This is a genomic window from Spiroplasma endosymbiont of Andrena trimmerana (assembly GCF_964019575.1).
Classification (GTDB): domain Bacteria; phylum Bacillota_I; class Bacilli_A; order Mycoplasmatales; family VBWQ01; genus Spiroplasma_E.
In genome coordinates, this window is sequence record NZ_OZ026455.1 from 1,386,976 (window position 1) to 1,410,895 (window position 23,920).

40 protein-coding genes and 1 riboswitch are annotated in these 23,920 nt (G+C 24.1%); of the genes, 34 read left to right on the forward strand and 6 right to left on the reverse strand.

The annotated features are described in order from the left end of the window. Position 1 precedes the first annotated feature (1 nt). The 27 genes from AACL03_RS08180 to AACL03_RS08310 all read left to right on the forward strand — a co-directional run bounded on the left by AACL03_RS08180 (position 2) and on the right by AACL03_RS08310 (position 11,577). Entirely contained in the window at positions 2-220 is a 219-nt protein-coding gene (locus tag AACL03_RS08180) for a hypothetical protein (protein WP_339038691.1), read from the forward strand. Between the two features lie 29 nt (positions 221-249). After that, positions 250-483 (forward strand): hypothetical protein, encoded by a 234-nt coding sequence (locus AACL03_RS08185; protein WP_338960396.1) that lies wholly within the window; start codon positions 250-252, stop codon positions 481-483. 1 nt (position 484) lies between these two features. Further along, on the forward strand, positions 485-691 hold the full coding sequence (locus tag AACL03_RS08190) for a hypothetical protein (RefSeq protein WP_174480862.1): 207 nt from the start codon (positions 485-487) through the stop codon (positions 689-691). 21 nt (positions 692-712) lie between these two features. Continuing rightward, positions 713-967 carry a hypothetical protein gene (locus AACL03_RS08195; RefSeq protein WP_174480864.1) on the forward strand — a complete coding sequence of 85 codons (255 nt, stop codon included), beginning with the start codon at positions 713-715 and terminating at the stop codon, positions 965-967. Positions 968-978: 11 nt separating this feature from the next. Then, positions 979-1,353: a hypothetical protein gene (locus tag AACL03_RS08200; protein ID WP_338960394.1), complete on the forward strand. Its 375-nt coding sequence runs from the start codon at positions 979-981 to the stop codon at positions 1,351-1,353. Positions 1,354-1,355: 2 nt separating this feature from the next. Beyond that, the gene (locus AACL03_RS08205) at positions 1,356-1,559 is read left to right on the forward strand and encodes a hypothetical protein (RefSeq protein ID WP_339038688.1); all 204 of its coding nucleotides are present in this window, start codon (positions 1,356-1,358) and stop codon (positions 1,557-1,559) included. A gap of 2 nt (positions 1,560-1,561) precedes the next feature. Beyond that, positions 1,562-1,753, forward strand: coding sequence for a hypothetical protein (locus AACL03_RS08210; protein ID WP_174479934.1), 192 nt, complete (start codon positions 1,562-1,564; stop codon positions 1,751-1,753). 2 nt (positions 1,754-1,755) lie between these two features. After that, complete coding sequence (locus tag AACL03_RS08215; RefSeq protein ID WP_339038686.1) at positions 1,756-2,817, forward strand: hypothetical protein; 1,062 nt, start codon at positions 1,756-1,758, stop codon at positions 2,815-2,817. Positions 2,818-2,826: 9 nt separating this feature from the next. Beyond that, on the forward strand, positions 2,827-2,988 hold the full coding sequence (locus AACL03_RS08220; RefSeq protein ID WP_339038684.1) for a hypothetical protein: 162 nt from the start codon (positions 2,827-2,829) through the stop codon (positions 2,986-2,988). A gap of 70 nt (positions 2,989-3,058) precedes the next feature. After that, positions 3,059-3,982 (forward strand): hypothetical protein, encoded by a 924-nt coding sequence (locus tag AACL03_RS08225; RefSeq protein ID WP_339038682.1) that lies wholly within the window; start codon positions 3,059-3,061, stop codon positions 3,980-3,982. 10 nt (positions 3,983-3,992) lie between these two features. Next, positions 3,993-4,151: a hypothetical protein gene (locus tag AACL03_RS08230; RefSeq protein ID WP_339040037.1), complete on the forward strand. Its 159-nt coding sequence runs from the start codon at positions 3,993-3,995 to the stop codon at positions 4,149-4,151. 78 nt (positions 4,152-4,229) lie between these two features. Continuing rightward, positions 4,230-5,165 carry a rolling circle replication-associated protein gene (locus tag AACL03_RS08235; RefSeq protein ID WP_339038695.1) on the forward strand — a complete coding sequence of 312 codons (936 nt, stop codon included), beginning with the start codon at positions 4,230-4,232 and terminating at the stop codon, positions 5,163-5,165. A gap of 388 nt (positions 5,166-5,553) precedes the next feature. After that, positions 5,554-5,829: a hypothetical protein gene (locus tag AACL03_RS08240; protein WP_338974505.1), complete on the forward strand. Its 276-nt coding sequence runs from the start codon at positions 5,554-5,556 to the stop codon at positions 5,827-5,829. Between the two features lie 125 nt (positions 5,830-5,954). Continuing rightward, a complete protein-coding gene (locus AACL03_RS08245) occupies positions 5,955-6,818 on the forward strand; it encodes a hypothetical protein (RefSeq protein WP_339038693.1) in 864 nt (287 codons plus the stop codon). Between the two features lie 2 nt (positions 6,819-6,820). After that, positions 6,821-7,039 (forward strand): hypothetical protein, encoded by a 219-nt coding sequence (locus AACL03_RS08250; protein ID WP_339038691.1) that lies wholly within the window; start codon positions 6,821-6,823, stop codon positions 7,037-7,039. A 29-nt stretch (positions 7,040-7,068) separates the two neighbouring features. Further along, a complete protein-coding gene (locus AACL03_RS08255) occupies positions 7,069-7,302 on the forward strand; it encodes a hypothetical protein (RefSeq protein ID WP_338960396.1) in 234 nt (77 codons plus the stop codon). Position 7,303: 1 nt separating this feature from the next. Next, on the forward strand, positions 7,304-7,510 hold the full coding sequence (locus AACL03_RS08260; RefSeq protein WP_174480862.1) for a hypothetical protein: 207 nt from the start codon (positions 7,304-7,306) through the stop codon (positions 7,508-7,510). A gap of 21 nt (positions 7,511-7,531) precedes the next feature. Beyond that, complete coding sequence (locus tag AACL03_RS08265) at positions 7,532-7,786, forward strand: hypothetical protein (protein WP_174480864.1); 255 nt, start codon at positions 7,532-7,534, stop codon at positions 7,784-7,786. 11 nt (positions 7,787-7,797) lie between these two features. After that, the gene (locus AACL03_RS08270; protein ID WP_338960394.1) at positions 7,798-8,172 is read left to right on the forward strand and encodes a hypothetical protein; all 375 of its coding nucleotides are present in this window, start codon (positions 7,798-7,800) and stop codon (positions 8,170-8,172) included. A gap of 2 nt (positions 8,173-8,174) precedes the next feature. Further along, positions 8,175-8,378: a hypothetical protein gene (locus AACL03_RS08275; RefSeq protein WP_339038688.1), complete on the forward strand. Its 204-nt coding sequence runs from the start codon at positions 8,175-8,177 to the stop codon at positions 8,376-8,378. A gap of 2 nt (positions 8,379-8,380) precedes the next feature. Then, a complete protein-coding gene (locus AACL03_RS08280; RefSeq protein ID WP_174479934.1) occupies positions 8,381-8,572 on the forward strand; it encodes a hypothetical protein in 192 nt (63 codons plus the stop codon). Positions 8,573-8,574: 2 nt separating this feature from the next. Then, entirely contained in the window at positions 8,575-9,636 is a 1,062-nt protein-coding gene (locus AACL03_RS08285; protein ID WP_339038686.1) for a hypothetical protein, read from the forward strand. 9 nt (positions 9,637-9,645) lie between these two features. Beyond that, positions 9,646-9,807 carry a hypothetical protein gene (locus tag AACL03_RS08290; RefSeq protein WP_339038684.1) on the forward strand — a complete coding sequence of 54 codons (162 nt, stop codon included), beginning with the start codon at positions 9,646-9,648 and terminating at the stop codon, positions 9,805-9,807. Positions 9,808-9,877: 70 nt separating this feature from the next. Beyond that, positions 9,878-10,801, forward strand: coding sequence for a hypothetical protein (locus AACL03_RS08295; RefSeq protein ID WP_339038682.1), 924 nt, complete (start codon positions 9,878-9,880; stop codon positions 10,799-10,801). Between the two features lie 10 nt (positions 10,802-10,811). Then, a complete protein-coding gene (locus AACL03_RS08300; RefSeq protein WP_339040038.1) occupies positions 10,812-10,958 on the forward strand; it encodes a hypothetical protein in 147 nt (48 codons plus the stop codon). After that, entirely contained in the window at positions 10,951-11,259 is a 309-nt protein-coding gene (locus tag AACL03_RS08305; RefSeq protein ID WP_339040039.1) for a hypothetical protein, read from the forward strand. Before AACL03_RS08300 ends, AACL03_RS08305 begins: the two co-directional genes overlap by 8 nt. A 78-nt stretch (positions 11,260-11,337) precedes the next feature. Next, entirely contained in the window at positions 11,338-11,577 is a 240-nt protein-coding gene (locus AACL03_RS08310) for a hypothetical protein (protein ID WP_339040040.1), read from the forward strand. 156 nt (positions 11,578-11,733) lie between these two features. Here the strand turns inward: AACL03_RS08310 and AACL03_RS08315 are convergent, their stop codons facing one another. From AACL03_RS08315 to AACL03_RS08325, 3 genes are all read right to left on the reverse strand, one after another. After that, positions 11,734-12,387, reverse strand: coding sequence for a hypothetical protein (locus AACL03_RS08315; protein WP_339040041.1), 654 nt, complete (start codon positions 12,385-12,387; stop codon positions 11,734-11,736). A 131-nt stretch (positions 12,388-12,518) separates the two neighbouring features. Next, positions 12,519-12,854: a hypothetical protein gene (locus tag AACL03_RS08320; RefSeq protein ID WP_339040042.1), complete on the reverse strand. Its 336-nt coding sequence runs from the start codon at positions 12,852-12,854 to the stop codon at positions 12,519-12,521. Next, positions 12,815-13,303, reverse strand: a complete 489-nt coding sequence (locus AACL03_RS08325; protein WP_339040043.1) for a hypothetical protein — start codon at positions 13,301-13,303, stop codon at positions 12,815-12,817. Before AACL03_RS08325 ends, AACL03_RS08320 begins: the two co-directional genes overlap by 40 nt. 252 nt (positions 13,304-13,555) lie before the next feature. Next, positions 13,556-13,643, forward strand: a riboswitch (TPP riboswitch). 61 nt (positions 13,644-13,704) lie between these two features. On the opposite strand from AACL03_RS08325, the gene AACL03_RS08330 reads away from it, so the two are divergent. Continuing rightward, positions 13,705-14,751: an energy-coupled thiamine transporter ThiT gene (locus AACL03_RS08330; RefSeq protein WP_339040044.1), complete on the forward strand. Its 1,047-nt coding sequence runs from the start codon at positions 13,705-13,707 to the stop codon at positions 14,749-14,751. 73 nt (positions 14,752-14,824) lie between these two features. Beyond that, complete coding sequence (locus AACL03_RS08335) at positions 14,825-15,073, forward strand: hypothetical protein (protein ID WP_338957041.1); 249 nt, start codon at positions 14,825-14,827, stop codon at positions 15,071-15,073. Between the two features lie 25 nt (positions 15,074-15,098). Here AACL03_RS08335 and AACL03_RS08340 read toward each other — a convergent pair whose 3' ends face one another. Further along, a complete protein-coding gene (locus AACL03_RS08340) occupies positions 15,099-16,328 on the reverse strand; it encodes an amino acid permease (protein WP_339040045.1) in 1,230 nt (409 codons plus the stop codon). A 569-nt stretch (positions 16,329-16,897) separates the two neighbouring features. Here AACL03_RS08340 and leuS point away from each other — a divergent pair. Continuing rightward, complete coding sequence (gene leuS, locus AACL03_RS08345; protein ID WP_339040046.1) at positions 16,898-19,336, forward strand: leucine--tRNA ligase; 2,439 nt, start codon at positions 16,898-16,900, stop codon at positions 19,334-19,336. 10 nt (positions 19,337-19,346) lie between these two features. Next, positions 19,347-20,060 carry a sugar phosphate nucleotidyltransferase gene (locus AACL03_RS08350; RefSeq protein ID WP_339040047.1) on the forward strand — a complete coding sequence of 238 codons (714 nt, stop codon included), beginning with the start codon at positions 19,347-19,349 and terminating at the stop codon, positions 20,058-20,060. A 1-nt stretch (position 20,061) separates the two neighbouring features. Here AACL03_RS08350 and AACL03_RS08355 read toward each other — a convergent pair whose 3' ends face one another. Then, entirely contained in the window at positions 20,062-20,541 is a 480-nt protein-coding gene (locus AACL03_RS08355; protein WP_339040048.1) for a hypothetical protein, read from the reverse strand. A gap of 234 nt (positions 20,542-20,775) precedes the next feature. Continuing rightward, positions 20,776-21,726 (reverse strand): IS30 family transposase, encoded by a 951-nt coding sequence (locus AACL03_RS08360; RefSeq protein ID WP_339038665.1) that lies wholly within the window; start codon positions 21,724-21,726, stop codon positions 20,776-20,778. Positions 21,727-21,915: 189 nt separating this feature from the next. Between AACL03_RS08360 and AACL03_RS08365 the strand changes: the two genes are divergently transcribed. The 3 genes from AACL03_RS08365 to AACL03_RS08375 all read left to right on the forward strand — a co-directional run bounded on the left by AACL03_RS08365 (position 21,916) and on the right by AACL03_RS08375 (position 23,847). Continuing rightward, positions 21,916-22,080, forward strand: coding sequence for a hypothetical protein (locus tag AACL03_RS08365; protein ID WP_174481083.1), 165 nt, complete (start codon positions 21,916-21,918; stop codon positions 22,078-22,080). 397 nt (positions 22,081-22,477) lie between these two features. Then, the gene (locus AACL03_RS08370; RefSeq protein ID WP_339038780.1) at positions 22,478-23,338 is read left to right on the forward strand and encodes a hypothetical protein; all 861 of its coding nucleotides are present in this window, start codon (positions 22,478-22,480) and stop codon (positions 23,336-23,338) included. A 32-nt stretch (positions 23,339-23,370) separates the two neighbouring features. Then, entirely contained in the window at positions 23,371-23,847 is a 477-nt protein-coding gene (locus AACL03_RS08375) for a hypothetical protein (protein WP_339038835.1), read from the forward strand. Positions 23,848-23,920 lie beyond the last annotated feature (73 nt).

The following is a 23,920-nucleotide window of genomic DNA, read 5'->3' on the forward strand; positions in this document are numbered from 1 at the left end:
AATGGAAAATAAAGAAATTAAAAAAAAGTGGTATGACACTCCTAAATTTCATGTTTTTTTGTTTTATTGTTGGTTTTTTTCTATGGTTTGAACTGTTGCTGAAATACATAATATTATAAATGGTAATTTTGATTTTTTTATTGGTTTAGATTTAGGCATTAATATTTTACTTTTTGTTTTAGTAATTTTTTATGAGTTATTTAGTTTAATTGATTTTTAAAAAAAAAGAAAAAAAGGAAGTGATAAATAATGGATATGAAAGAAATTATAAAATATGTGTTATATATTGGTGGTTTTTGTTTAATTCTTTGATTTTGTAGAAATTGAATACGTGAAGGTATAGAAAAATATAAACATAGAAAACATGTAAAGGAGAATGATAGTGAGCCTGATTGTATTTTTTGTCGTAAAGATTTTGAAAAGAAGAAACGTAAATTAGAAATGGAAAAACAACAAAAAGAATTAGAGAAAGGGGGTGATTAATATGCCCGCTGGACTATCAGCATTATTAACCATGATAGGTGGTGTAGGACAACAATTATTAAATGCTTTTACTTATATTTTTGGTTGAGTATTTACTACTGGTGATGGTGGAACACTTACAAATTGACCAGTGTTAATTTCAATTGTATTTATGGTTCTTGTATTTATTAAGCAGTTTGTTGGTCATATTATCCATGGAACTCATTAGTAATTAGAAAGGAGTAAGCAAATGGTAAAGTTATTTTTTAGTTTGGTTTTTGTTTTACCATTATTGGGTAGACTTTTACCAGTTGTTAATACTTTGGTACAAACTATTTATATGCAGTATTTAAGTTCTTTTGCTGGATTACATACTGTGACACTTTTTATTAAGTCGTTTTTTTATGATAGTTTATACACTTTACCTTTGCCTATTCTTGCTTTAATAAATGTTAGTTTTGTATTTTATTTAATTTTAGGATTATTTAGATTTACAAGACATTAGGATGTGAAATTATGTTTATACCTTTTATTACAACTGTTATGCAATTATTTGCTTCAATTTTTATGAAGTTTTTTAGTTTTCCACTTGGTGATTTAGGTTTTAATTTAGGTACGTTAATGATATTTTTGATTTTGCTTAGATTTGCATTTAGGGTTATTTTACCCGAATTAATGTTACCAACATTAGGTTTAGGATATGCTGTTAAGTTCATTGGTAAAAGTTCTGTTTCTTTGGGTGTTGGTACTGGTCAACAAATTGCTAAGAGTTATCAAAGACGCGTTGAAAAAGTAAAAACAAGAAATAAACAACAAGGTAAGTTTAAAGGTGGTGCTGGCGGTAATAAGTTTACTGGTAGTTCAACTCGTGACTTTGGTATTGGTGATTAATTATGTCTAATTTTGTTATTAGTATATTGCATTTTATTTTTATATTTTCTAGTAATGATATTGGTATATTTTTAAATCAAACTAATATTACTGATGAAGTTTATATTTTGTTTAATTTGACTTTTTGATTGGTATTAGGTGTATTTTTAATTTTATTTATCGTGTTATTAAATTTGTTTTTAGGTCATTGTTTGGGTAGGTGTTAAGTATGAGTGTTTTAGAAATTTACAATAAAATACATCAATGTATAGTTGATTATTGAACTATGTTTATAGGTAATCCAGTTGATGATTTTACTACTATTTTATGAAATTTAGTAGTTTATGGAACACAGTTTTTTATTGGATTTGTTTTGTTTTATGGTTCATGGTGAATTTTAAAATGTTTGTTTGGTAAATAATTATGTGATTTAAATTTGCTAAATTGTTTTTTGTTGTAAATACTTCTGTTCAAGCACCAACTTCTTTAATTGTTTCAAATGACCCTAATGTTGTTAATTATGATATTAAAAAAGAAATGATTAAACACGTTAAGTATAATGATTTTAATGATTGAGCAACTATTCCATGAAATTCTGCTTATTTTGACATTGACCAACCGGATTTAAAATTAGTTAGTGGTGAAATTATAGGTGGTGTAGATAATGATTTGGATTTTGAATATCAAAGTGATGTTGTAGGTGTTAAAAAGACAACACTTAATACTGGAACTGGTGTTTATTCTTTTAGGAGATATCAGTTAGATGATATTTCCCGTATTATGTTCAATCATAATTTTATTCAATATGGTAAAAAAAATCGACTTCTTATTCATAATGTAAATCATTGAGTTAAACCTTTAAATTTACGTTTTGAATTAAATTTTGAAATTGATAAACCTTTAAGTTTTTATATTCAAGGTTTTATGTTTTATTTTAATTATGAGGCTTTTTCTACATTTACTGGTGATTTTTCTTTTAGTTTTTTAGATTATGTTGGTGATACAAAATATGTTTTTAAAGGAAAGATTGGTAATGATGTTTATATGCAAGATTTGTATAATTTTGTTACTATGCCGGTTCGTGTTCCAAATTTAAGACATTTAACTGTATTTTTTGATATTCATGGAACTACAAATTTAACTATTCCACCAGAGGTTTCATTTGGTCAAATTAATATTTTTTCAAGTGAGAAAGTAACACCAGTTCCGCCAAATAGTCCTTTTAACCCTGAGTATGAGCGTGTTAGTTGATATGATGTTTTTGGTCATTTGCGTAATGCTTTTAGATGAGTACTTTATGGTGTTGTTGGTAAAGTTTTACCAGTTGAACCATTAAGAGAATTTTTTACTAAACTTGATGGATTATTGAGGCGTATTTTTGATGATACTATTAGTTCTGTTTTAAATGTTGATTTTACTAGTGGTTTAGAACAAGTTTTAACTTTATGAGTATTTTTAAAAGCAGTTGGATTTTTAGTTGGTTAGGAGTTTATTATGAAAAAGAAAGATTTATTTGAAATTTGTAGTGGAGTTATTTTTTGTTTTTTAATATCATCGTTTACTGCGTTATTTTTTGATTTTGATGTAGATAAATTAAAGTTATTTTTTGAAAATGCTAGTTTTGGTTCAAAAATTTTATTTTTCCTTTTATTTTAAGTTCATATTTTGTAGATTTTTGTTTTTGAATTAAAAATAAGTTTAAAAATAAAAGTAAGGTGGTTAAATAATGCCTTGATATGGTTATTTACTTTTAGGAGTTATATTATTAATAATACTTTATCCATTTTTAATAACTAGAAAAAATATAAAGATATTACAACGTGTAGGTAGTTATATTATTTCAGCACCACCACGTACTGGTAAATCTGCTCTTGCTTGTTGTTTAGCACAAAAACATAAGGGTAGGGTAGTAAGTCCTATTCCTATTAAAGTTCGTAATGAATATAGTTATCGCTGTTCTTATGATGATGTTTTTAAATTTAATCAATTAAATAGTAATTATGCTTTTAAAGAGTGTGATATGGTTGTTTTAGATGAGTTAGGTTTGAAAATTAATAGTAATGATTTGTCGCCCGAATTTAAAGAAACACAAGAAAGTTTAGGAATGTTTTGTAAATTAATAGGTCATAATTTTAATGGAATTATGTATATGATTGAACAACACCCCGATAGAATACCAAAACAAGCACGTGAAAAAGTGGAATATATTGTGCAAGTTAAAAGAATGCGTATTTTGTTATTTTTAGTTAAGTTTAAACTAAATATTTATACTAATGTTGATGATTATAATAAAGTTGTATTATCTAAAAGACAAACAAAGCGAATAATTAAACGTGGTGGATTACCACCTAGTTATAGTGGTGAAACTATGACTTTTAGTTTATGATTTCCTAGGTCTTATTTACAAAGATATAATAGTCGTGCTTTAAATTATATTCATTCTTTAAAGAGTGAATTAAGTACTGTTAAAGACTATGAACAATCACAAGCATTAGATTTTACTGTTGATGATATTAGAGCAGTAGGATTAGATAAGTTGGATAATATATTACAAACTGAAAAGAAAGAAACTCAAAATACTGTATGCCGTACTTGTTATTATAGAAATAAATATTCTAAGAAAAATAAGAAAGATGTTAAAATAGAGTAAACCTATATTATTGGTCGAAGCCAACCAACCAAGGTTCTGGTTGGCTGTGGCGTTTACGCCACTGGGGTGAGTTGCGAAGCAACGAGGGGCAAAGCCCCTATATACTTGGTTAAGTATCATTTTTCACCGCAAGTGTAAAGTTTGATACTTTTTTTATTTTCTATGATAAGATATATAAAGATTTATATTTATTTATAAATCATTCAATTTTATTTTTATAAAAATTTCATGCGAGGAATGTTTATAAATGAATATTTCATATAATTTTTATGTTAAAAAAATTTTTTATGCTTGTTATGTTAAAAATGTTGTTTTACCTATTGATATGTTAAAAAATGAAAGAAATAAATTAGGTATAAAGAATATTGGTAATATTACTAAGTTAAGAAATAATAACGTTCGTACTAAATGTAAATTAGTTCAAAAAGCATTACATAATTTTTATAATGCAAGAATTTTAAGTTTTTTAACTTTAACTTATCATAAAAATGAAACTGATATTAGAAAAGCAAAACATGATTTACAATTATTTTTTAAACGTTTAAAACGTTGATGAAATGACCCTAAACGTTCTAAACATTTAGGTGAATTAAGATATTTTTATGTTTATGAATATCAAAAACGAGGAGCCGTACATTTTCATATATTATTTAATCGTAAAATACCTTATAGTATGATAACTAAATGATGACCACATGTTGGTAATAATAAAGGTATTGATTTAAAAGTTGTACATAAAGGTACAAATGAATTTGTGGTTAAATATTTGAGTAAATATGTAACAAAAGTACAAGAAAATATTAAATCTTTAAATCAAAAAGATGTTGGTATTCAAGCATATTCTTTTAGTAGAAATTGTAAAAATCCGCTTGTAGTTCGTGGTACTAAAATGTTAAGTTTACAAAAATTAGTACAAGCATGTGAAAAAGCAAAAGAATTTTATTTATTTAAAACTAAACCAAATGAACAAGGTAATACTCAATTAATTGGCGGAAGTTATGATTATGTTGTTACTAGTGATTATTTTAAAGATTTTAACTATTATATAAGTTTAGATAGTTTAAGATTTAGGTATTGATTAAAAAATAAATTTAATAAAAATGAAGTTTTAGATTTTCTTTATAAAGTTTTTGATAAAACTAAAATTGAAAAAATATTTTTAAAAAATCGTATTCTACATTAATTTTAAATTTTTTCAAGTAATATATATACTATATTTGTATTTTATTTTGTTTTTGTTATACTTTTATTATAGTAAGTAATGTTTATTTTACTCGCATGGAATAAAATATTACTTACTTTTTCATTTTTATATTTATTGATTTTTTTATAATATTTGATATTATTAATTTATAAGTTTATATTGTTTTAGATTAGTTTTTAAATAATATTTTACTTATTTGAATTGGTAACAGTTCCATGCGAGGAATAGTTAAATATTAATATTAAAAACTTTTTATTTATTAAATTAATTTTGTATTTATAATATTTTTAATTTAATTACTTAATTGTTTGCCAATTCAATCTATTATTTTTTTTATTAAAATTTATAGAAAGGATTGGCAATTTTTATGTTTAAAACTCAATTAGTTAATATTGAAAAAGATAAAATGATACCCGATAAAAATAATCAAGGTAAGTTTTTAAATTTTGATGTTTTAACTTTTTTGGAAATTAATAAACAAACAAATATACCTACTGGTAAAGTAAGAGACAAATGGTATAATCCAACAGTTGTTAATGATTTTTCAAAATATTTACATAAATTAAATTTAAAAGTTGGTAATTATTATAATTTAGTTTTGGATTTATCCGGTACTATTGTAGATATTACTGAATGAAAATAATGTATAAAATAAAAATTAAATAAGGGGCTTATATATGGATTATATATTTTTCATTTTAAGCCCCTAATGGATTAGATTATAATTCATATATAAGCTCCTTATTAATAAAGTAAGGAGTTTTATTTATGCCTAATGAGTTAGAACAAACTAGTAATTATACTTTAACTAAAATTTTAAGAATTGGATTAAGTCCATTAAGTGCTATGGTTGGAGTTAGTGCTTATTATGGTCAATATTTAAAAGACCCAGTATTAGGTTCTATTAATTCTTTGTTATTTAGTAAAAAGTTAGGAATTGATATATGGAATATTAATCAAAGACTAACTACTAGAAATAAAGTTATTAATAGTTATAAAAAGATATTTTTAGGTTTAGGAACAATTGGTTTAATAAATTATGCTAAGTTTGTTCAGTATGTAGATAAGTTAGTTTCTTTATTAAGAGATGAACCTTGTTTTTGACCACCATGTCCTACTGAACCACCTAAAACAACGTATCCACCATTTACAACTGTTAAACCGATAATTGATGTTCCTTTTGTAGATTGAGATACTTATATATCTTTAAATAGTTTTGGTATAGCAAATGTTATTAGTGGTTTAACTGAGTTAATCCCTAATAGATTTCAAAATATAAGAAAGATAGCAAATATGGGTACTGGTGGATGTTTGATTAGTAGTGGTGTTGCTATGGGTATTAATAATAATTTTAATAATTATTTTGCTATTCCTACGATTATTGCCGGTGCAAGTGAGATTATTAATACTTTATTATTGCCATTGGGAAGTACACATAATAACAGTGAATTACAAGAAATATTTACAGATGAAAGAGCAAAATTAATTAATGCTAGTGTTAGTGATTATCAAAGTACAAATGACAGTATGGTTGATGTTGATTTAAATGATGATAATATGTCGGAGATTAATTTAGATAGAGCAAGTTTAAATTGGGATTATTCTTATGCTTATACATTAGGTGGTGTTTAATAATGGAAAATAAAGAAATTAAAAAAAAGTGGTATGACACTCCTAAATTTCATGTTTTTTTGTTTTATTGTTGGTTTTTTTCTATGGTTTGAACTGTTGCTGAAATACATAATATTATAAATGGTAATTTTGATTTTTTTATTGGTTTAGATTTAGGCATTAATATTTTACTTTTTGTTTTAGTAATTTTTTATGAGTTATTTAGTTTAATTGATTTTTAAAAAAAAAGAAAAAAAGGAAGTGATAAATAATGGATATGAAAGAAATTATAAAATATGTGTTATATATTGGTGGTTTTTGTTTAATTCTTTGATTTTGTAGAAATTGAATACGTGAAGGTATAGAAAAATATAAACATAGAAAACATGTAAAGGAGAATGATAGTGAGCCTGATTGTATTTTTTGTCGTAAAGATTTTGAAAAGAAGAAACGTAAATTAGAAATGGAAAAACAACAAAAAGAATTAGAGAAAGGGGGTGATTAATATGCCCGCTGGACTATCAGCATTATTAACCATGATAGGTGGTGTAGGACAACAATTATTAAATGCTTTTACTTATATTTTTGGTTGAGTATTTACTACTGGTGATGGTGGAACACTTACAAATTGACCAGTGTTAATTTCAATTGTATTTATGGTTCTTGTATTTATTAAGCAGTTTGTTGGTCATATTATCCATGGAACTCATTAGTAATTAGAAAGGAGTAAGCAAATGGTAAAGTTATTTTTTAGTTTGGTTTTTGTTTTACCATTATTGGGTAGACTTTTACCAGTTGTTAATACTTTGGTACAAACTATTTATATGCAGTATTTAAGTTCTTTTGCTGGATTACATACTGTGACACTTTTTATTAAGTCGTTTTTTTATGATAGTTTATACACTTTACCTTTGCCTATTCTTGCTTTAATAAATGTTAGTTTTGTATTTTATTTAATTTTAGGATTATTTAGATTTACAAGACATTAGGATGTGAAATTATGTTTATACCTTTTATTACAACTGTTATGCAATTATTTGCTTCAATTTTTATGAAGTTTTTTAGTTTTCCACTTGGTGATTTAGGTTTTAATTTAGGTACGTTAATGATATTTTTGATTTTGCTTAGATTTGCATTTAGGGTTATTTTACCCGAATTAATGTTACCAACATTAGGTTTAGGATATGCTGTTAAGTTCATTGGTAAAAGTTCTGTTTCTTTGGGTGTTGGTACTGGTCAACAAATTGCTAAGAGTTATCAAAGACGCGTTGAAAAAGTAAAAACAAGAAATAAACAACAAGGTAAGTTTAAAGGTGGTGCTGGCGGTAATAAGTTTACTGGTAGTTCAACTCGTGACTTTGGTATTGGTGATTAATTATGTCTAATTTTGTTATTAGTATATTGCATTTTATTTTTATATTTTCTAGTAATGATATTGGTATATTTTTAAATCAAACTAATATTACTGATGAAGTTTATATTTTGTTTAATTTGACTTTTTGATTGGTATTAGGTGTATTTTTAATTTTATTTATCGTGTTATTAAATTTGTTTTTAGGTCATTGTTTGGGTAGGTGTTAAGTATGAGTGTTTTAGAAATTTACAATAAAATACATCAATGTATAGTTGATTATTGAACTATGTTTATAGGTAATCCAGTTGATGATTTTACTACTATTTTATGAAATTTAGTAGTTTATGGAACACAGTTTTTTATTGGATTTGTTTTGTTTTATGGTTCATGGTGAATTTTAAAATGTTTGTTTGGTAAATAATTATGTGATTTAAATTTGCTAAATTGTTTTTTGTTGTAAATACTTCTGTTCAAGCACCAACTTCTTTAATTGTTTCAAATGACCCTAATGTTGTTAATTATGATATTAAAAAAGAAATGATTAAACACGTTAAGTATAATGATTTTAATGATTGAGCAACTATTCCATGAAATTCTGCTTATTTTGACATTGACCAACCGGATTTAAAATTAGTTAGTGGTGAAATTATAGGTGGTGTAGATAATGATTTGGATTTTGAATATCAAAGTGATGTTGTAGGTGTTAAAAAGACAACACTTAATACTGGAACTGGTGTTTATTCTTTTAGGAGATATCAGTTAGATGATATTTCCCGTATTATGTTCAATCATAATTTTATTCAATATGGTAAAAAAAATCGACTTCTTATTCATAATGTAAATCATTGAGTTAAACCTTTAAATTTACGTTTTGAATTAAATTTTGAAATTGATAAACCTTTAAGTTTTTATATTCAAGGTTTTATGTTTTATTTTAATTATGAGGCTTTTTCTACATTTACTGGTGATTTTTCTTTTAGTTTTTTAGATTATGTTGGTGATACAAAATATGTTTTTAAAGGAAAGATTGGTAATGATGTTTATATGCAAGATTTGTATAATTTTGTTACTATGCCGGTTCGTGTTCCAAATTTAAGACATTTAACTGTATTTTTTGATATTCATGGAACTACAAATTTAACTATTCCACCAGAGGTTTCATTTGGTCAAATTAATATTTTTTCAAGTGAGAAAGTAACACCAGTTCCGCCAAATAGTCCTTTTAACCCTGAGTATGAGCGTGTTAGTTGATATGATGTTTTTGGTCATTTGCGTAATGCTTTTAGATGAGTACTTTATGGTGTTGTTGGTAAAGTTTTACCAGTTGAACCATTAAGAGAATTTTTTACTAAACTTGATGGATTATTGAGGCGTATTTTTGATGATACTATTAGTTCTGTTTTAAATGTTGATTTTACTAGTGGTTTAGAACAAGTTTTAACTTTATGAGTATTTTTAAAAGCAGTTGGATTTTTAGTTGGTTAGGAGTTTATTATGAAAAAGAAAGATTTATTTGAAATTTGTAGTGGAGTTATTTTTTGTTTTTTAATATCATCGTTTACTGCGTTATTTTTTGATTTTGATGTAGATAAATTAAAGTTATTTTTTGAAAATGCTAGTTTTGGTTCAAAAATTTTATTTTTCCTTTTATTTTAAGTTCATATTTTGTAGATTTTTGTTTTTGAATTAAAAATAAGTTTAAAAATAAAAGTAAGGTGGTTAAATAATGCCTTGATATGGTTATTTACTTTTAGGAGTTATATTATTAATAATACTTTATCCATTTTTAATAACTAGAAAAAATATAAAGATATTACAACGTGTAGGTAGTTATATTATTTCAGCACCACCACGTACTGGTAAATCTGCTCTTGCTTGTTGTTTAGCACAAAAACATAAGGGTAGGGTAGTAAGTCCTATTCCTATTAAAGTTCGTAATGAATATAGTTATCGCTGTTCTTATGATGATGTTTTTAAATTTAATCAATTAAATAGTAATTATGCTTTTAAAGAGTGTGATATGGTTGTTTTAGATGAGTTAGGTTTGAAAATTAATAGTAATGATTTGTCGCCCGAATTTAAAGAAACACAAGAAAGTTTAGGAATGTTTTGTAAATTAATAGGTCATAATTTTAATGGAATTATGTATATGATTGAACAACACCCCGATAGAATACCAAAACAAGCACGTGAAAAAGTGGAATATATTGTGCAAGTTAAAAGAATGCGTATTTTGTTATTTTTAGTTAAGTTTAAACTAAATATTTATACTAATGTTGATGATTATAATAAAGTTGTATTATCTAAAAGACAAACAAAGCGAATAATTAAACGTGGTGGATTACCACCTAGTTATAGTGGTGAAACTATGACTTTTAGTTTATGATTTCCTAGGTCTTATTTACAAAGATATAATAGTCGTGCTTTAAATTATATTCATTCTTTAAAGAGTGAATTAAGTACTGTTAAAGACTATGAACAATCACAAGCATTAGATTTTACTGTTGATGATATTAGAGCAGTAGGATTAGATAAGTTGGATAATATATTACAAACTGAAAAGAAAGAAACTCAAAATACTGTATGCCGTACTTGTTATTATAGAAATAAATATTCTAAGAAAAATAAGAAAGATGTTAAAATAGAGTAAACCTATATTATTGGTCGAAGCCAACCAACCAAGGTTCTGGTTGGCTGTGGCGTTTACGCCACTGGGGTGAGTTGCGAAGCAACGAGGGGCAAAGCCCCTATATACTTGTTGGTGTTATTATTATTGGTTATGTTGTTCCTTTATCTGGAATGATTAGTTCCATTTTTAATTGACAATTATTAATTATTATTTTATTTACATTATTTTTTTCTATTACTATTACTAGTATTGCTTTGCTAATGTCAGTTATTATTAAAAGTCGTACTGGACAAGCAATTGTTAGTTTATTTACTAGTTTATTAATTGTTGCACCATTAATTATTTTAACTTACTTTTTAGCTAGTCTTATTGGTGAAGGATTAGTTTCAAGTATTGGTGTTGGTGCTGTTGTTGGTATTTTAGTAGGTATATTTATTGCTTTAAATCTTATTAGTTGTGGCATTTATTATTTAACTTAAAAACTATTTAAATGATTTGATTAATTTTTATAAAAGTATGTAATGAATTATAAAATAACAAAGGAGTGAAAATATACAATGCCTAAAAATATAAGAAATTATGTTATTGATGAACAACCAATTAATTATTTTGATAAAGTTAAAGCATGATTAGATAATCAAAATAAATTTGAAAATTTAGAACTATTGTCAGAAATTGCATCTCAACAAAACTATTTAAAACAAAGTGATAAGTTAAATACTAAAGTAATAAATCAATTAGAAAATAAATATTTGGCAAATGTTTCAAATTTAAATCAAAAATTGAAAATGTTTTAATATAATAACTTACTTATTTTTATTAATTTATAATCTAATTATTTTTTATAAATAATTAGATTTTTTATATATTAACAATATTTTGAAACAATAGGTTTATTAAAAATACTCCTTTAAATTTATTTTTAAAGGAGTATGAATATTTAAAAAAATAAATTATGAGTATAATCGAAAATCGTTTCCTAAAATTGTTTTAATTTGTCCTCCACTTTCAGATCCTCATGTTTCACCATAATGAGCAATGATAATTTGAAAAAATCATTTTCCATTTTCTTCATAAAAAGTTAACCCTAATTTAATAGTTATTAATAAACTGGCAAGTAGGAAATTTTCTTTATTATTACATATGATAATATTACAAAAATTTGCTGGGTTAATAGGTCCATTTTTTGTTACTTTTGCATTTATTAAATATTTTTGAAAATTTAGATTTTTAACAACTTGATTAATGTTAATAGTTGGATATCCTGTATCACCTCAACTATAAGATGAATCTACATAATCTTCTGTACCATTTTCATTAAAAAAAGTAATATATCGATAATCAATTGGTAAACCATATTCTGTATTTCATTCAAATGTATGGATAAATGAATTATTTCTAGTCTGTTTTCAATAACTTATATCAGTTAGTTTTCCGTTATTAAAATGAAATTCTGTTGTTTTTCATCATATTTTTGTCATTTTTTTAAATTCTGTTTGTTCTACTGGACATTTATAAATGCCATTAATAGTTAAAACATAAATATTTTTATTACTATCAAAAGTAATATTACTAACATCATATGTATCATTATCAATTACTTTCATTTCAATAAAATTTGATTGTAAAAAATCAAATTTATAAACTTTATTTATTACAGAGTTATTATTAGTTATTATATAAATATTTTTATTATTTATTATTATTTTTTTGATTATTCCATCTATTGATGAATTATTTATTTTCTTTCATCTGTTACTAAAATAGCATTAACAGGTAGTCCTCAATGTTCACTTATTATTATAAATTCTGTTTGTTCTGCTGGACATTTATAAATACTATTATTTGCAATTACATAAATGTGTCCGTCTTTACCAGTTGTTAAAAGAGAAATTTGTAGTGTTTCTTTATTTGTATCTATATTTAATTGTTTAAATTCGTTGTCATTTTCTAAACACTTATAAATACTATTCGCAAAAGGAACATGAAGAGTATTATTAGCAGTGATATAAATATTTCCATATTTATCAATACTTATGTGACTCAGAAAATTAATATTAGTTGGTAATGTCATTTTTTAAATTCTCATTCTCCCGCTAAACATTTATAAATATTATTATTAGCTATTATAAAAACATTTCCGTCTCTCTCATTAATTTTTAAAAATCTAATATTTTCTAATTCTTTAGGTATTATCATTTGTTGAAAATATGTTTGTGTTGCAAGACATTTATAAATATTATTATTAGTTGCGACATAAGTATTTTTATCTTTATCAGTTTTTATAAATTTACCATTAGCAAATTCTTTAGGTACTATCATTTGTTTGAACTCTGTTTGTTCTGCTAAACATTTATAAACAGTATTATTAGCAAGTGCATAAATATTTCTATTTCTATCAGTTGTTAAAGACTTAATTTCATTTATTTTTCAATTATTATTTTCATTTTTAATACTTGTTTTAATTTTATTATTTGTGTTATTGATAAATAAGGTATTTAAACTTTTTGTTTTTCTATTCATACTTTTTTAAACTGTTCTTGTTCTTTTTTTATAGTGTCTTCTTTTTCATATTTTAAAAACTCCTTTTTATTTTTTCCCAATAACTTCTTATTTTTAAGAAGTGAATATATTTTATTTTTTTTCAAATAAATTTCAAATAAAAATAGAGCAAATTTTAATTTAAACTAAAAATCATAAAAAAAATATATTTTATATTTAAAAAAATATTTTGAATGTTATAATAGTAGTAAATATGGATTAATTTGCATATATTATATAAAGCAGGGGTGGCATTGCCTGAGAAATACCCTATAACCTGATCTAGTTAGTACTAGCGGAGGGAGACTTTATTTTTTATATTTTAAAAAATGATAACTCCTTTTTTGTTATGTAAGATAAATTAAAGGAGTTATCATTTTATTATGTTTAAAGAACAACAATTAACAACTATCAATTATAATAAAGTTAAAAGCAAACTGGAGGTAGGAATGTTAATTAAAGCATCAGCCATTTTTAGTTTAATTACTCTTCTAACATTAACAGTTATTATTAGTATTTTACCTGCTAGTAGTATTAATCACTTTTTTAAAGTTACTACTATTACTGGTTGACAATTTTATAGCAGTAAAATTTATTTAATATTAATTCTTTGTTTATTATTAATTTCATCAATTTTATTATCTGTTATTACATGAACAGTTAAAATAGAAGATATTCATAAAAATATTGTTATTGTTACATTACTATCAATTTTTAGTATCAATCCCATTGCATTAATTTTTAATTTAATTAAACATTATCAATGACAAAAAGAAGAAACTTTTGCCATTTTAAAAACAAGATGATGAACTAATTTTAAATTTGCATTTGGTATTAAACGATGATTAGTTATTGATTATACAATTATTGGTTTATTTACTGGTGTAACTATTGCTTGTGCTTTTATTGAACAAAATTTATTACCAAAAATGCCATACGGCGGCGGTATTGCTATTAAATATATACCTTTAATGGTTATTAGTTATATTATTGGCTTTGCAGGTGGATGATTAACGGGTATGATTAGTGCTTTAATGTCATTATTATTTATTAGTGGTGGTTATGTTATTAGTGCTTGAAGTTATTTATTAGATTATTTTTTGCCAATGACAACACCCGCTATTATTTCATTATTACGTTTTAATTTAAAATCTGATAAATCAATTTTTACTTATATTAATTATTTTTTACATTGTTTTTTAGTTTGTTTAATTATTTATTTTTGACAAACAATAGCAGGATATTTTATTTGATCACAAATTACTAATGCTGATGGAAGTAAAAATATTTGATCAGGATTTAATCCTCTTTTTTACTCATTAGTTTACAATTTTATTCATATTTTTTTGTTTACTTATCCAATTATGCAATTAACAATACCTTTTATTTATCGTGGTTTAGTTAGTCACTATGTAGAAAGATATCGTTAGAATAGTAATTCCAATTACTATTTCTTTTTTTTAAATAGCGTTATAATATTAATTGATAGAAAGGGTGATTATAATGAAAAATGATGAAATAATCAAAGAAGATATTATTATTATGGATGGTAATATTAAATTAATGAATAAAGCATTAAATGAGAAAAAGGTTGTATTAGCAGCAATTGAATTAGGAAAACATGCTCAACATACAATTGATATTGGTTGATCTGAACATTTTCAAGCATATGCTAAATTAAAAAGTACAACTACTACTGGTACTTGTTTTTGTAAAAAACCAGCAACTCATTTAGTTTATTTTTGACGATAATAAGATAATATAATTTTTAAATAATTTAATTAACTACTAGATGAGAATTAAAAATAAATTCTTTATCTAATTGATTTTGATATTCTGGATTTGTTATTAATCTTTGTTTTAGTTTTGGTTTATAATAAGTAAAATAAATAATAGTAGCAATTATAATAAATACTCAAAACATTAAAAACTTAATTGTAATTGCAATTAATATGATTCCTCTGTTGCTTACTAAATCATGAATCATATTATAATTAAAAATAATGAATTGACTAATTAAAAATAATAAACAGATAATAAACATAATTCATTCGATAACTTTTATTTTTATTTTTTTATAATAACCCATAACACAAGTTGCTGTTATAACAAAAAGATAAACAAAGATTGTTATATTAGTTGTAAATCCCAACATTTGGTTGTAATTAAAACTAATTCCAATTAAATCCGGAATTATTAGCATAATAATACAAACTATAATTGTAATTATAAAATTAATAGTATTACCATACATTGCAATATTTTCTTTATTTAATTTGGCTATTTTTTCACTAATGTATCCTTCTTTCGCTAATGGTTGTAGCATAGCTCCAGAATATAGCGCTACTTGTATTACACCATTCAATTTAATTGATAAAGTACAAATAACTAGTAAAATGATACCTGTTGTACCAGCAATCCCAACAATAACATTATTTGGATTATAATTATTATCACCATTTGCTCATCCGTTATTACCATTAGGTCCCTGTGAACTGATGGCACCAATAATTAAAATTGTAATAATTAAATAAAAAATAGTTGTCAAAAATAAGACAATAATTGTTCCCCTACCTAAATTTTTATTAGGATTTTTAACATTTTTTCCAATAACAGTAAAGGTCTCAAAACCAAGGAAAAAGTAGAAAAAATTGCTAAAAGCATTATTAAAAATATTAATTGTAAAATGAAGATGTTTAGTACCAACAAATGCTTGTTGATAAACTATAGTGCCATTTTTGATTACCAGAATAATGGCACAAATAATCAAAAAACAAGTTGACAGTCATTTAATGATTCCTGAAATATTAACAAATCAACGAAAACCTCTTAATCCAAAATAGATACAACTTGTAACCAAACAATAAACTATAATTCCTAAACTATCAATAAATAAATTAGATCATCTATCAGGTAATCAAGAAAAAAATGATAATTGGTTTAAGTTAATTCTAAACATTGAAATAATACCACCAATAACAGTAGATGGTAAAATGATATATTGCATAAAGCCGATTATTCATCCTCAAAAACGACCAAAAGTTGCCCTAACATAAATATATGCTCCAACCATTATTACCAGCATAAACTTTACTACATTTTAAAAAAGCACATGCACTAATACTAGCCATTATAGCTCCTAAAATCATAATTCAGATTAGATGTAATCCAACTCCACCATTATTTCAATAATATATTCCTATAAAAGACATAGGAAAAGCTATTGTGCAAGTATAATTAAATCCAAAGTCACACCAGTTCTCCTAAGCCTATTTTTTGCTGCTTTGTTTTTTGTTTTAAAGACTTATTTAAAACTTTTTGTGTGTTCATAGAATCCTCCTTTGAATTTATTTAATATTAACGATAATTATATAGTATATTTTATTTGAAATACAATAAAAACTATTTCATTTTTGTAGAAAATAAATATTAGTAAATAGTTTAATAACATTGATTGATAATTAACAAAATATTTAAAATATAATTTAATCAATAAGTAAACATTGCAACTTGTTAAATGATTATGATATTATGGTTTTATGATTACTTTACCTGAACATATTAAAGGAGAAAAACATGAGTTATAATCACCAACAAATAGAAAAAAAATGACAGCAGTATTGATTAAAAAATGAAACTTTTAAAACAAACATTGATGATAATAAAAAACCAAAATCATATATTCTTGATATGTTCCCTTATCCTTCAGGATCAGGTTTACATGTTGGCCATCCTAAAGGTTATTGTGCTACTGATGTTATTTCACGAGTTAAAATAATGAATGGTTTTAATGTTTTGCATCCAATTGGTTGAGATGCTTTTGGTTTACCAGCTGAACAATATGCCTTAAATACAGGTAATAATCCAGAGACATTTACTAAACAAAACATTAATAATTTTCGTAAACAATTACAAAGTATTGGTCTAAGTTTTGATTATAATAAAGAAGTTAATACTACAGATCCTCAATATTATAAGTGAACACAATGAATTTTCATTAAACTTTATGAACAAGGGTTAGCTGAAATTAAAGATGTTGAAGTTAATTTTTGTGAACAGTTAGGAACTGTTTTAGCTAATGAAGAAATAATTAACATTAATGGTCATATGGTTTCTGAACGTGGTAATTTCCCAGTTATTAAAAAACCAATGCGTCAGTGGGTTTTAAAAATTACTAAGTATGCTGAAAAATTATTAAAAGGATTAGATGATTTAGACTGACCAAATAGTGTTAAGGAATTACAACGTAATTGAATTGGTAAAAGTGTTGGAACACTAGTTGATTTTATAGTTGAAAATAATAAATGTAAGGTTTCTATTTTTACTTCAAGGGTTGATACTATTTTTGGTGTTTCATTTTTAGTACTTGCCCCTGAACATCCATTAATTCATGATTTAACAACTAGTGAATATTCGCAAGCAGTTACTCAATACTGTTTAGCTGCTAAAACTAAAACAGATTTAATGCGTCAAGGAGATGATACTTTAAAATCTGGTGTTTTTACTGGAAGTTATGCTATTCATCCTTTTACTAAAAGTAAATTACCAATTTGAGTTGGTGATTATGTTTTAAATCATTATGGGACAGGAGCCATTATGGGTGTTCCTGCACATGATAGTCGTGATTTTATTTTTGCTAAAAATAAAAAGTTACCAATCAATTTTATTATGAAAACTAATAATAAAAATGAACCATTTTTGGGTACTAGTGAATATATTAACTCTGATTTTATTAATGGTAAGGATTTAGAAACAGCTACTAATTTAATTGTTAAAAAATTACTAACTTTAAAACAAGGAAAAGTACATACTGCATATAAGTTACGAGATTGACTTTTTTCTCGTCAACGTTATTGAGGTGAACCTTTTCCGATAATTTATTGAGAAGATGGTACAATCTCAACAGTAGATGAACAACAATTACCAGTATTATTACCAAAAATGACCAATATTAAGCCATCTAATTCGGGGAATGCACCTTTAACTAATGCACCAAATTCCTGATTACATGTAACTAGAAAAGATGGTGTAAAAGGAAAAAGAGAAATTAATACAATGCCACAATGAGCAGGTAGTTGTTGATATTATTTAGCATATATTTTAAAAAATGATGATGGTACTTATTGTGATTTTAATAGTGCTATTGCGCAAAAACGTTTTAACTATTGATTACCGGTTGATTTATATATTGGTGGTCAAGAACATGCTGTTTTACATTTATTGTATGCTCGTTTCTGACATTTAGTGCTATATGATTTAAAGTTAGTTAATGTTAAAGAGCCATTTTTAAAATTGGTAAATCAGGGTATGATTCTTGGTGAAAATAATGAAAAAATGTCTAAATCACGCGGTAATGTTGTTAATCCAGATGATATTATTAATGAATATGGTGCTGATACTTTGCGAATATATGAAATGTTTATGGGGCCATTAACAGCATCTTTACCGTGATTAAATAGTGGTTTAGTTGGTTGTTATAAGTTTTTAATGCGTATTTATCGTCTTGTTAATAAAGATGAGTATAAAATAAAAATTACTACTAAGAATGATAAATCATTAGATACAATTTATCATCAAACTGTAAAAAAAGTAACTAATGATATTAATGATTTAAATTTTAATACTGCTATTGCACAACTTATGATTTTTATCAATGCTTGTTATAAAGCACCAACTATTTATCAACAATATTTAGTTAATTTTTTAAAATTATTAAATCCATTTGCTCCACATATTGCTGAAGAATTATGATTTCAATTTGGTAATAAAGAAAGTATTAATAAAAGTCAGTTTCCAAGTTATGATGAAAAATTTTTGATTACTAGTGAAGTTACTATTGCTATTCAGATTAATGGTAAAACAAAAATAACTTTAGTAGTAAAAGAAAATTTAAATAATCAAGAACTTTTAAAAGCAGTTAATAATGAAGAAAAAGTAAAACATTGATTGCAAGATAAAACAATTATTAAGACAATTTGTATACCAAATAAGATTGTTAATTTTGTTGTTAAGTAAAGGAGGAATAATGAAAGTTGCTATTATTTTTGCAGCAGGAATTGGCAGTAGATTACAACCTGTCTCAAATAATGTTCATAAATCGTTAATTAAATTTAAAGGTTTAACTTTAATTGAACATATAATTAATCATTTAATTGAAATACATGATTTAAAAAAAATTATTGTCATTACTGGTCATTTAAAAGATGAATTTAATTTTCTTACTCATAAATATTCAAAATTAATCTTAATAAATAATCAACATTTCCTTGATTATAATAGTGGTTATGCTTTGACATTAGTATCATCATATTTTAATGGTCAAGATGATATTTTTATTATTTCTGGTGATATGATTAGTACAAAAAATATTTTTTTAAATAATTTTTCAACTAATATGATGGCCGCTATTAAGCGTGATCATGATAATATCAAAGAAAATTGAAGTTATAAATTAAACAAGAATGGTAATATTATTGATATTATTAAAAGTAAAAAAAAGGATAGTTTCTTGGCGGGAGAATGAAGTTATATTACTAAAAAATGAGCAAAAGTTCTTGGTGAAGATTTAATAAATCCACAACAAGAACTTGTATTGCAAACAACAATGGTTGGTAAATATTTAATTAGTAATAGTATTAAACATAATTTTGAATTAAAACCTTATGTTTTATCATTTGATTGTCATTGGGATGTTGATAATATTATTGATTTAGAACGAACTAATAAATATTTTAAATAATTTAAGTAGTTAATTTTTTTCCAGAAGTTGTTGTTGAAACTACTGGAATTTCTTCACGATTACAACTATGTGCAACATTTTGGAATGGATTAGTAGTATTACCATTTAATTTTAGTGCTTCTGCTGTTGTTTCTGCTACTGATTCATTTTCTGGATCTAGTGCATCTACTTCTTTAAAACTAACTTGTCCATTACTATTTGTAGAAACATTATTTTTTTGATTAACATTATCTTTATTTTTAATAATATTAACTGATTGATTTAGTTTAGGCTTTTTAGTTCGATTATTAAATAGTGAAACTAAAAGTTTTTTTAATCATATGTATGGAAAAAAAGAAATATAAGCGACATCTTTTGCAAATTTTACAATTCAATTTCTACTACCACCACCAGAAGAAGTTGCTTTTTCTTTTTTATCTTTTTCACCTTGTAATTTATCAAAAATTTCTTTACTTGGTTGTTGCTGTTGTTGTGCTGACATAATTTTCACATCCTTTTTTATTTAAAAATAATTAGGTTCCACTTATCTAATAAAAAAGAATAACTCGAACCTAATGGTCTTTAATAATTTAGTTTATTATGATGTTAGTATAACATATTTTCAATTTTTAAGCACAACAATTAAAAAAAATAACATCCTTACTTTTGAGTTAATAAATCATAATTTTATTTAAAAATATTTATTTTATCTGCTAAATTGTAAAGGTAAGTGCAACTAAATTATTTTTCTATCCAAATATTCGATTGGTGAAAGATAATTTAGTATTTTTCTCGGTTTTTGATTTAAAGACAATATAAATTTATGAACTTCATTTTTATTAGTTTTTGAAAAAATAAATTTTTTAGGAAATTTTTCTCTAATTAAACCATTAGTATTTTCATTAGTACCTCTTTGTCAAGGTGAATATGGATTGGCAAAATAAATTTTTACATCTAAATTTTTTTCAAGTTGTTGTCAATTTGAAAATTCTTTGCCACGATCAAAAGTAATAGTTTTAACAATGTTTTTAGGAAGAATTGATAAATAATAACTGACATTTTTATTAATAACTTTAGTAGTTCTGTTTTTAACTAATATTGCTAAAGTAAATCGTGATACTCTTTCAACTAAAGTTATTAAACATGATTTGCTTTTACCTCGTGATGATACTATAGTATCTCCTTCTCAATGACCAAGTGTTATACGATCATTAACATTTATATCTCGTTCTTTAATTGATTTACCATTAAACTTGCCACGATTTTCTTTAGATTTTCGTTTTTTACCTTTTCTTCTTAAATTTTTACTAGTAACTTTATCAAGCATTCCAAAATAAATTCAAGTATAAATTGTTTTAAAACTAATAACTCATTCTTTATGAAAATTTTTAATTCTGCCATAAATTTGTTCAGGTGATCAACCTAATAGTAATTTTTGTTGTACATATTTTACTAAATTCTTATTTTTAAACTTATGAAAACTAATATGTGATTGTTTTCGATTTTCAGCTTTATTTTGTGCAATTAATGAAAAATAATGATTATTATCTTTATTTCTATTAATTTCTCGAATAATAGTACTAATACTTCGATTAAGATTTTTAGCTATTTCACTAATTTTAAATTTAAATTTCAATTGATTCTCAATATAAATTCTTTCATCTATGCCAAGATGTTTATAACTCATATAAAAACTCCTTACTTTTTTCTAAACTAAATTTAGCATTATGAAATTTTTATATGAGAATTTTTTGCAATTTTATTTACTTGCACTTACAAGTATAACTCAGCATCTTTTAATTTTTATGAAAAATTTTATACTGTATTTTGGATATTTTTAAAAATAAATATTTAAAAGAAAGGGAGAAAAAATATTATGAATGAAAAAGAAAAAGCAGCAAAATTATTACATGATGTAGAACAAGAAAGTAGAAAACTTGATTTATTACTTGCAAAAGCTAAAAAACAAGAAGAGACATTAAAAAAAATTGAAGAAGAAAAACAAATAAACAAACATAAATCAAGAAATCCGAAAATTTAAATTTCATTATTTAATTTTAGATAAAAACTCATGTAATAAAATTGTAATTTTATATAGTTTTAATACAATTTTAAATTTATTATTTTTTTTATTTTAAAAATAAATATATTGAAATTAAAGGTTATTCAGAAAAATTAAATAACATTTATAAATTCAAAAAATATCCATAAATTAAAATAATTAAAAGCTTAGTTACTATGTTAATATACTTACTGACAATAGATATTTTTCATAAATTAAATAAATATTAATTTAAATAAAATATGTCAATATCGAGTGAAAATTTCCCAAAAATATTTATCAAAAAAAATAAAAAAGAAGTAAAATTTAACAAATAAAAGTTGCTTTGTTTTGAAAGTAAATATTTTTATATTTACTTTCAAAGGAGAACAAAATTATGAAATATTTTAGTCCAAGTTATTGATTTAAATTGTGAGTATTAACTGCTCCACTTTTAAATAATAAAATACAAGGTATTAATGGTAAGTCAATTGATAATTCAAATATTAAAAATTGAGTTAGAAAAAATACGACTAGTTTAGATTTAGTAAATCAACAATTAAATTTTGCAAGTAATAATCAAACAGATTTTATTATTAACAACCCAACAACAAATAGCAAAATAAATATGAATAAACATCGTCATGAAAAACACAGAAATCGATTAAAAAGAACATTAAATGGTAAAAACGAAATAAGGGGTAGTTGAGGTAAAGTAACTTGTTCATTTACACCAAAAACTTTTGAAGGAATAATAGCTGATTATCATTATTGAAAAGATAATCCTGCATGAGAACTTGGCGAAAAATTTAAAGAGGATATGATGCAACGATATAATTCTAATGATATTTCAATTACTGCAATTTTTCCATGAACATGAAAAGAAATACAACAAGTAGGTAAAACAATTTGAGATAATTTTTCAAAAATTGAAAAAGTATATACAGATAGTTCTAGAAAAGAACGTATAGAAATTGTACTTTATGAAAAACCATTTAATTGATTTGATTTTGAATCAGTAAGAATAATAACAGAAGATGAGAAATATTATCCAAATAATCGTCTTGATAATTTAGAAAATGATTTTCCAGATTGAAATAAAGATATAAAAATTAATTTAGGAAAAATTAATCATAACGTTGATAACGAAATTAAAAGTGCCATAAAGAAAAAATATCATAATTTTAAATTATCAGAAGTTTATTTATTGGATAAATCTAATTACTCACACTTTATTGGCTATTTTGAAAAAAAATAATTGTTGGTACTTTTAGTCCCTATTCTTATGGTTTGACAAAACCAACTTTTACCTATGTAACACAAGATAAATTTAATGAAATTTCAAATATTATAGCAAATGATTCAAAAGTTAAACAATGATTTGCACATATAAATGAATGAAATTCTACTTTACCACAAGCAATCAATAATTCTAAAACATTTAATCCTCAAGCATTATATAATTGAAAAAGACAAGAAAAAGAAATAATAAAAGGTTATATAAGAGATTGAAGTTATATTTCAACTTTAATTGAACATGAATTAAACAAAAATATTCAAGGAATCAAAGCAGATTTTGAAACTTTAAAAAAACAAGTTAATGAACTTGACAACAGACTTCTAAATCTAGAAAATAAATCAAATTTAAATTGTGAAAACACATTAACTATTGTTAATGGTGCTTTAAATACTATTCCCATAATTGGTAATGTTGTTGGTGGTATTACAACAATGGCTTCTGGTGCTTGTGCTATTGGTGGTGTATAATTTTATTTTTTATATCTTTAAAATCAATTTTAAGGCATCAAATTTGCTGCTCGACAAACGATTTAAAATTTTA